Source organism: Novosphingobium sp. TCA1, assembly GCF_009811895.1.
GTDB classification, from domain to species: domain Bacteria; phylum Pseudomonadota; class Alphaproteobacteria; order Sphingomonadales; family Sphingomonadaceae; genus Novosphingobium; species Novosphingobium panipatense_A.
Map to the genome: position 1 here is coordinate 1 of NZ_BLJH01000069.1, position 7,307 is coordinate 7,307.

Here is a 7,307-nt window from a genome sequence, read left to right on the forward strand (position 1 = left end):
GACTTCGTTGCGAAGGGCATGAGGTCGTACTGCTCGAAACGAATGACCGGCGGCCCGGGCTCATTGGCGACGACCGGACGGCCATCGTGTCGCTTTTCCATGACCGGGAGTGGGAAGAGGCCCTTCTGCCATGGCTCCTGCGTCTTCCCGTATTCTATGTCGGTGCCGTCGGAAGCCGCCGCCGCCACGAAATGAGGTACAAAATGCTGCGTCGGCAAATGCCGCACGAAGATGTTGCGGCGCGGCTGCGTATGTCTGTGGGAACCATTCCTGCCGCGCGCGACCCGTCCACGCTCGCGCTGTCGATCCTGGCCCAGATCGTCGCGGTCGATGCGGCATCCGCCGTCGGCGAGCGGGCCGCGCGGGATGCCGGAGACTTGCCGAACCAGTCGATCGGGGCGCATTGACGTCGCCCGTCCGTCATCGGCGCCGATCAAGATCGCGCGGCCGACTCTTCTGTGGTAGTGATGCCAAGTCCGAAGCGCTGCAATAGCTCTTTCGCCATTGTTCGCCCTTTCCGTGGGGACCGATGGCTTCCATTGCCGCGCCGCATCTTGTCGCGGGAAACGTCCTCGATCCAGTCTCGCAGACCCTCCAACATTTCGCGGGCACGCTCGACCGACGCCGCTTGTCGGGGCGGATCGCCGTCGCTCCGTCCGCGACACGGCCGATCACCGCAAGGGGACGGCGCGATACCGAGAGTCGCGAAGGTGTCCGTTCGTCGCGCGTTCGCTTGTCTGTGCCCATTGTGATTTTGCGCCTCTGGCGGGTGGGCGGGCCCGGCCGCGAGCGCCTCCTTTCCGTCTTCGCTCAATATTCGGCAGCCAGGGAGCGGAAAAATGCGATCGTCTCGGCTTCGCGACTGGCAGATTCGGAACCCGACTGGCCGTAGCTGCTATTGGCAGATAGCTTGACGATGACCATGCGGGAGCGCGGATTGACGTAGATGAACTGATTATAGACGCCGACCGCCGCATAATCCTGTTTGTCGTCACCGCCCGGCAACCACCATTGATAGCCATAGCCCCAATCGCTGTCGGCCGATGCGCGGTGTCCGGGGACCAGATGCGGCGCATCGGGCGTAATCGAGGCCTGGACCCATTCGGCTGGAATGACCTGCTTGCCCTTCCAGCGACCGCCGTTCCGATAAAGCTCGCCGATGCGCGAATAATCGCGCGCCGTCGAGTTGAACCCGGCGTAAGCGTGCGCCGTCCCTTCATCATCAGTCAGCCAAAACGCCTCGCTGGTTGCGCCGATAGGCTGCCAGAGCTTCTCATGCGTGTAACGAGCCAAGCGCTTGCCGGTCGCCCTTTCAACCAGCAGGCCGAGGACAAGCGTATCTGCGGAATTATAACGGTTGAAGGTTCCAGGTGCATGATCGCGTTTGAGGCTCGCCGGAAAGGTCGAGATGGCAGCGCCCGATGCCAGAAGCGCTCCAAGACGGAAAATGTCGGATTCGCCATCGGAATATTCTTCCCGCCACTGGGCGCCCGAAGACATCTGTAAAATGTCCTTGATCTTCACGCCATCATAGGCCGATCCGGCGAGACCGGGCAGATAGGTCGTGACCGGTTCGTCAACGGACTTGATCGCACCGTCCGCGATCGCGGTGCCGACAAGCGCCGATACCACGCTCTTGCCGACCGACATCGATAACCAGCGGACGTCCGGTCCGCCCGTGAGACGATAGGTTTCATGGACGATCTTGCCGTCCTTCAGGACAAGCAAGGCGGCGGTATCGGTCGCGGCGAGGAAATCTTCGGTCGACAGGTCGGTGCCGTCGAAGGCGAAGGCTGCCGGCAGGCTTATGGCTTTGCCGGTTTCGAGCGGCTCCGGATGATCGGAGGCTGCGACCTTGTCGGTCGGAAACAGCGCATCGATACGATTGAAATTCTCATATTGTTCCTTGCCCGTGAACAGGCTGGCGACAAAATCGGCGCGATCGCTCGCAGCCTGCGCCATGACCGCGACGGGAGCGCCCGCTGCGAGAAGCGCGGACAGGACGATATTTGTAGAAAAGCGGCGAATGGGAAACTTCCGAGAAAAAGACCATGCGCGCCCGTCGGGACCGCGCATGGCCAGGGAGGAGATTTCTATTTGCGATACGAGACGGTGAGCCCGACCGTCCGCGGGCGGAACGAACCGCCGTAGAAGACCGGCGAATTGCTGGTGTCGCGGTTCAACCCGAAATTAGTTTTCGAATCGAACAGATTGTCGACGAACACCGATACGTCGAGGCCATCGAAGTTGCTACCTGCGCGCATCGAGACGAGGTGGGTTTCGGGAGGCCGCGGAATCAGCGGGTCATAGCCAACGCGGTTCGGGCGCGGCGCCTGCTTGTTCTTGCTCTCATAGCTGTAATCGGCGCGAATATAGGCCTCGCCTGAACCCAGCGGGAAGTCGAGCTGCCCGTTGAGATAAACCGTCCAGGGGCGAATACCCAAGGTGTCGCCGTCGCGAACAATGAAGTTCGGCGGTGCGACAGGTACATCGACCGCATACTTCGCATTGGTGTAGCTTACCGACGCCCCAAGGGTCAGCGCCGGCACCGGCCGCGCGGTGATCGCGAGGTCGAAGCCGCGGCTGCGGGCCGAGCCGAGATTGTCGATGTAGGACAGATTGCACTGGCCGAGCGAAACGCTGCGCTGGATGTTGCTCCAATCGAGCTGGAATATGCTTGCTTCCGCCTGCACCTTGCGGTCGAAGAAGGTTCCCTTGGCACCGGCTTCATAGGCCCAGACCGAGTCCGAACCATAGGTCTGCGGAATCTGGTCGATGCCGAGCGCCGCGAGATCGCCCGCGCAGGTGACCGGGGCCGGCCGCTGCGCGCCGCCCACCCGGAAGCCCTTCGAGATGTTTGCATAGAGCAGGCCGTCGCCGTCCGTCTCGTAGGAAATGCCGAACTTGGGCGTGACCGGTGTTTGCGAAGTCGAACCGGGGACCGACGATTTTCCGAAATAGGGGCCGTCGGTCGACGAGACGAAGTCGAACTTCGTGTAGGAAACACGAAGACCACCGGTCACCGTCAGCCGGTCGGTCAGCTTGTAATCGAGCTGACCGAAGGCCGCGAGCTGTTCGTCCTTCGTCCGGTCGTCGGTGATGTAGGCGAAGCCATCGACCAGCGGGCTGCCGAAATACTCCTCCACTGAGATCGGGAAACCCGCAAGATATTCGAGGATCCGGTCAAACTGCGAGCCGTCGATGAACTGACGCGCGCGCTGCTTGGCGTGCGAGTAGAAGGCTCCGACAACCCACGAGAGGCGCGCCGACGAATCGTTGGACTGCAGGCGGATTTCCTGCGTGAAATTCTCCTGGTCGTCGAGCCAATAGCCTTGCGCCGTCAGACCCGGGATCGGCGGCTGCGCCGTTCCGAGCAAGGTGGACGATACGGTGCCCGTATAGTCGGGAAAAAAGTCCGAGTTGCGTTTGAAATAGGAGGTGTTGGTGACAAGGTCGACTCCGCCGAGCTCCCAATTGAGCGCGAGCGCGGCAATTCCGAAGCGGTCCTTGCCGGTCGAACCGAGATTGCTGGCGTTGCGGTAAATCCCCTTGTCCGGATCGGACAGCGACAGCCAGTAGACATTGCCCCCGTTCGACTTTTCCTCCTGATAGAGGAAGGACGGGGTGATCGTCAGATTCTCGGTCGGCGCGAACGTGATCGCGATGCGGCCGACAGTCGCTTCGCTGTGGTTGACGTTCTTCTCGAGAACCCTGTCTTGGTCGTAGAGATCGACGCGGTCGATCCAACCGCCGTCGCGGCGATGCCAACCGCTCGCACGGATCGCGATCTTGTCAGTCACGAGCGGAACGCCGACGGCAACACCGGCCTCATAGCTCGCCGCCCCGTAGCGGGTCGATGCGACCTCGCCGCGGGCATAAACATGTGTGTCCTGAAGATCGGGCTGCGGACTGATGAAGCGCACTGTACCGCCTTGCGAACCGGCGCCGAACAGCGTGCCCTGGGGACCGCGAAGCACTTCGACTCGATCGAGATCGAACAGGCGCGGATAGGCGTTCGTCGAGGAGAAGTAGATGTTGCGAACCTGAATCGGCGTATCGTCGAGATAAACGCCGACCGTGTTCGCGCCGACGGTGGAGCTGATGCCGCGTATCGAGATGCTCGACCGGTTGCTCGCACCGAAAGTATTGCGCTGGAACTGGACGCCCGGCGTCAAACGAGTGATGTCGTCGACGTCGCGCGCCCCGATCTTGTCGAGCCCCTCCTGCGAGAAGGCGGTGATGCTCACGGGCACATCGCTGAGCGCTTCCGTCCGGCGGCGCGCGGTTACGACGATCTCGCCGACCGCCCCGTCATCGGCTTCTGCCTCGTTCTGTGCCGTGTTGTTTGCAGTTGGTTCCTGCGCGTGGGCGCTGGTGATAGCCAGCCCGCATACGCCCAGAACAAGTGCCCTCCGGATAGTCGTTTTCATTCTAGTCACTGTCAAACTCCCTGTGGTGACGCCGGGCTTTTCCCGGTTCTTGGTCGGAACGCGGCAAAGCGCCGCCACCTCCTGAGGATTAGTTGCCGGAGAAGCTGATCTTCGTCGTCGAGACGGCCTCGCGCTCAACGGCCGCGCGGTCGAGATCGACCTTCTTGAATTCGAAAGTCTCGTGCAGCTTCACCTGGTCGGCGATGTTCGGATTGCCCTTCCCCTCGGTCGACACGAAGAGATTCTGCCCGCCGGTCGGCGTCGAATCGTAAAGAACCGGATCGCCCTTCTTGACTTCGACCAGCATGTTCCAGTTCTCGGACCCATTGTCTGGAATATAGGGCGGCTGGAGACCCAGACGTCCCGCCGCGAGGGTCACGCGGCCGAGGCTCGCGCTGACCGTGGCCGACACGGTCGCAGCGCTCGAGCGGGTCGGCTTGTCCGGATTCTTCGCCTGCGCTGCCGGGTCATAGTAGAAATAGAAAATGCGCTGGCGCCATTCCGAAACGTCGCTCGTGCCATATTGTTTCTCGAGCGCTGCGACCGTGTCGGCCACGGTCTTGCGCAGCACCGCATCTTTCGAGCGCCCCTTGTACCAGTCGTAGGTCATCGGCGCCCCGGCATCGGAGCCCTCGATTGCGCGCAGCAGGACGTCGGTCTGATACTTGATGTAGCTTTCGTCTTCGATCTTGTGCCACCAGTCCCCGACCGTATGGCCGATCACTTCATTCTGGGCGGTCTTGATCCAGGTACGATATACGGTCAGGCCCGGGCTGTCGTAATAGCCGTCGCCATCCTTGTCCTCGTACACGCTGTTCCAGCCGTCCATCGCTTCGACGGCCGCCTCGAGCTTCGCGTCGCCCTGCACAGCGCGGCGAAGGTAGCGCGTGAAGAAGCGAGGATCGGTCACGGTGAGGTCCGCGCCGCCGGCGGCGCGCCCGACCTGCCGGTGAATCTCGTGCAGGTCCTCGCGGGTCAGCTTGCCTTTTTGCTCGACCAGCATGCGCCCGAGCCAGGTCCGACCCGCCTTGCCGTAGCGCGACGAGTCCCCATAGGTCGCATTGGCGGTGCTCTTGTTGTTCCAGGCGTGGAGATAGCCCTGCTTCGGGTTCATCACCATCGGGAAGTCCTTGATAAACCCTTGCCATTCATATTCGCCGGTGCCCGGTGTCGGCAGGCGCGGATCGATGCCCTGCGGCCGGATCGGCAACATGCCGACATGCATGATCGCGATATTTCCGTCGCTGCCGGCGTAGTTGGCGTTCGTGTTGCCGGCGAACTTCGATGCCGCGCTCTTATAATCCTCGAAGGTCTTGGCACGGTTCATTTCGAGCCCACCGGCGGCCCCGCTAAGCTCGTTGTCCGCCATCGCATTCTTTACCGTGTAGGCGACATTTTCCTTGTTCTCGCGGTGGATCACGGGACCGTGGACCGTCGACTCGATCTCGAACGTAACGGGCTTCGCCCCCCGCACGCGGATGACTTCCTTCCGCACCGTCATGTCGCGCCAGGCGCCGTTGAAATAATATTGGCGCGGATTCGCCGAATTGAGTTTCTCGGCGTAGATGTCGACGACATCAGCTTCGCCCGTTGTCGCGCTCCAGGCGAAGGTGTCGGTGCGTCCCTGGATGATCGGGCTCATCGTCGGGAAAACGTAACCGGCCGCCTCGAAGCCGCCGCCCGAGAGATGAAGATCGGGACCATCCGCCGTCGCCTGCAGGATCATCGTGTTGCCGCTCGCCGACTTATCGGCGCCGATCAGGATGACCCGGCTCGCGCCGCGCCGCGGTGGACCGCTGGCGGCGGGATCGAGCTTTTCGAGGGGAAGTTCGCCCTGCAGCACAGTCAGGCGCGGCTGGCCCGATTGATAGGTCTGGATCTCGGCGGCCGGGAAAATCGGCACGGCGTCGGGATCCTGAAGGGGCAGCATGTCGTCGAAGATCTTCTTCGCATCCGCCTCGCCATGTTTGGCGACGAGATCCTTGTAGAGCGCGAGATTCGTCAGTTCGCGGCCACCACCGCCGGTGCCGTAATATTTGAAGACCATCCCCATCACCTTGAGGAACTCGAGCATCGTCCATTCGGTAGGTTCGATGCCCCATTCCTTGAACTCGTAGGGCAGTAACGCCGGATCGGCCTTCACCTCGCGCACGCGCTTGATCCAGCCGTCGTACATTCCCTTCATGATCGCCTGATAGTCGGCAGGCAGGCGATCATATTGCGCTTGCATGCTGGCATCGGTCGGCAGCGCGATACGGGCCGTTTTGTCGGCCTCGATCATGCTCGGCCCCGCCACTTCGGCAAGGCGGCCAAGCAAGGCACGCGATTCCAGTTCGGATTGAGCCAGGCGATCCTGCGCGATGGCGTAGCTGCCGCCGAAGAAGACCGCCGGCGCCGTATCCGCATAGACGTGCGGAACACCCATTTCGTCGCGGTAGATCGTGATATCGCCCGCCGTTGCTGGCGAGGCAGTGGCCGAGGGCGTGCCCGACTGGGCCGCGGCACCCGGCCCACCCGCCAGGACCAAGAGCGGGAGGGCCACGCCCACCAACAGACCACGCGCCGCGAATCGAATCATAATTCCCTCACCCGATGACCGCCCGTTTGCCGAGCTCGACTCAGATTTAGGACAAACATCATATCTATGACAAGGGCTCTGTTGCAAAGATTGGCGGCAGTCACAGGTAGGCTGTCGCTCTGCGCCGATCAGGCGGCTGCTGCGAAATGGTGGTTGAGCATGTCCATGGCCTCCGTCAGTGCCGAGGGCCCAATGCCGAAAGCTCTCTCCACAAGGCGCACCTCTCCCCTGATGCCGGGCTGCAGGCACCAGGGACGAGCCTGTCCTTTGCGCAGGGCTCGCATGACTTCGAATCCCTT

The 7,307-nt window shown here is 62.1% G+C and carries 4 protein-coding genes and 1 pseudogene; 1 reads left to right on the forward strand and 4 read right to left on the reverse strand.

The annotated features are described in order from the left end of the window. The coding region (locus tag NTCA1_RS27420) for an XdhC family protein (RefSeq protein WP_201282617.1) at positions 1 to 407 on the forward strand (407 nt) is incomplete at its 5' end. Positions 408 to 810: 403 nt separating this feature from the next. Here NTCA1_RS27420 and NTCA1_RS27425 read toward each other — a convergent pair. The 4 genes and pseudogenes from NTCA1_RS27425 to NTCA1_RS27440 form a co-directional block, all read right to left on the reverse strand. Then, positions 811 to 2,076, reverse strand: coding sequence for a serine hydrolase (locus NTCA1_RS27425; RefSeq protein ID WP_201282618.1), 1,266 nt, complete (start codon positions 2,074 to 2,076; stop codon positions 811 to 813). A 17-nt stretch (positions 2,077 to 2,093) separates the two neighbouring features. Then, on the reverse strand, positions 2,094 to 4,568 hold the full coding sequence (locus NTCA1_RS27430) for a TonB-dependent receptor (RefSeq protein WP_159832424.1): 2,475 nt from the start codon (positions 4,566 to 4,568) through the stop codon (positions 2,094 to 2,096). Next, entirely contained in the window at positions 4,519 to 7,008 is a 2,490-nt protein-coding gene (locus tag NTCA1_RS27435) for a penicillin acylase family protein (protein WP_159832425.1), read from the reverse strand. The genes NTCA1_RS27430 and NTCA1_RS27435 overlap by 50 nt, the downstream gene beginning before the upstream one ends. Positions 7,009 to 7,136: 128 nt before the next feature. Continuing rightward, positions 7,137 to 7,307 (reverse strand): annotated as a pseudogene (locus tag NTCA1_RS27440) (IS6 family transposase); the annotation flags it as partial.

What these genes read in the sequence shown, in the direction of transcription:
- NTCA1_RS27435 (WP_159832425.1), bottom strand. Translation starts at nt 7,008, where the DNA reads ATGATTCGATTCGCGGCGCGTGGTCTGTTGGTGGGCGTGGCCCTCCCG.
- NTCA1_RS27425 (WP_201282618.1), bottom strand. Translation starts at nt 2,076, where the DNA reads ATGCGCGGTCCCGACGGGCGCGCATGGTCTTTTTCTCGGAAGTTTCCC.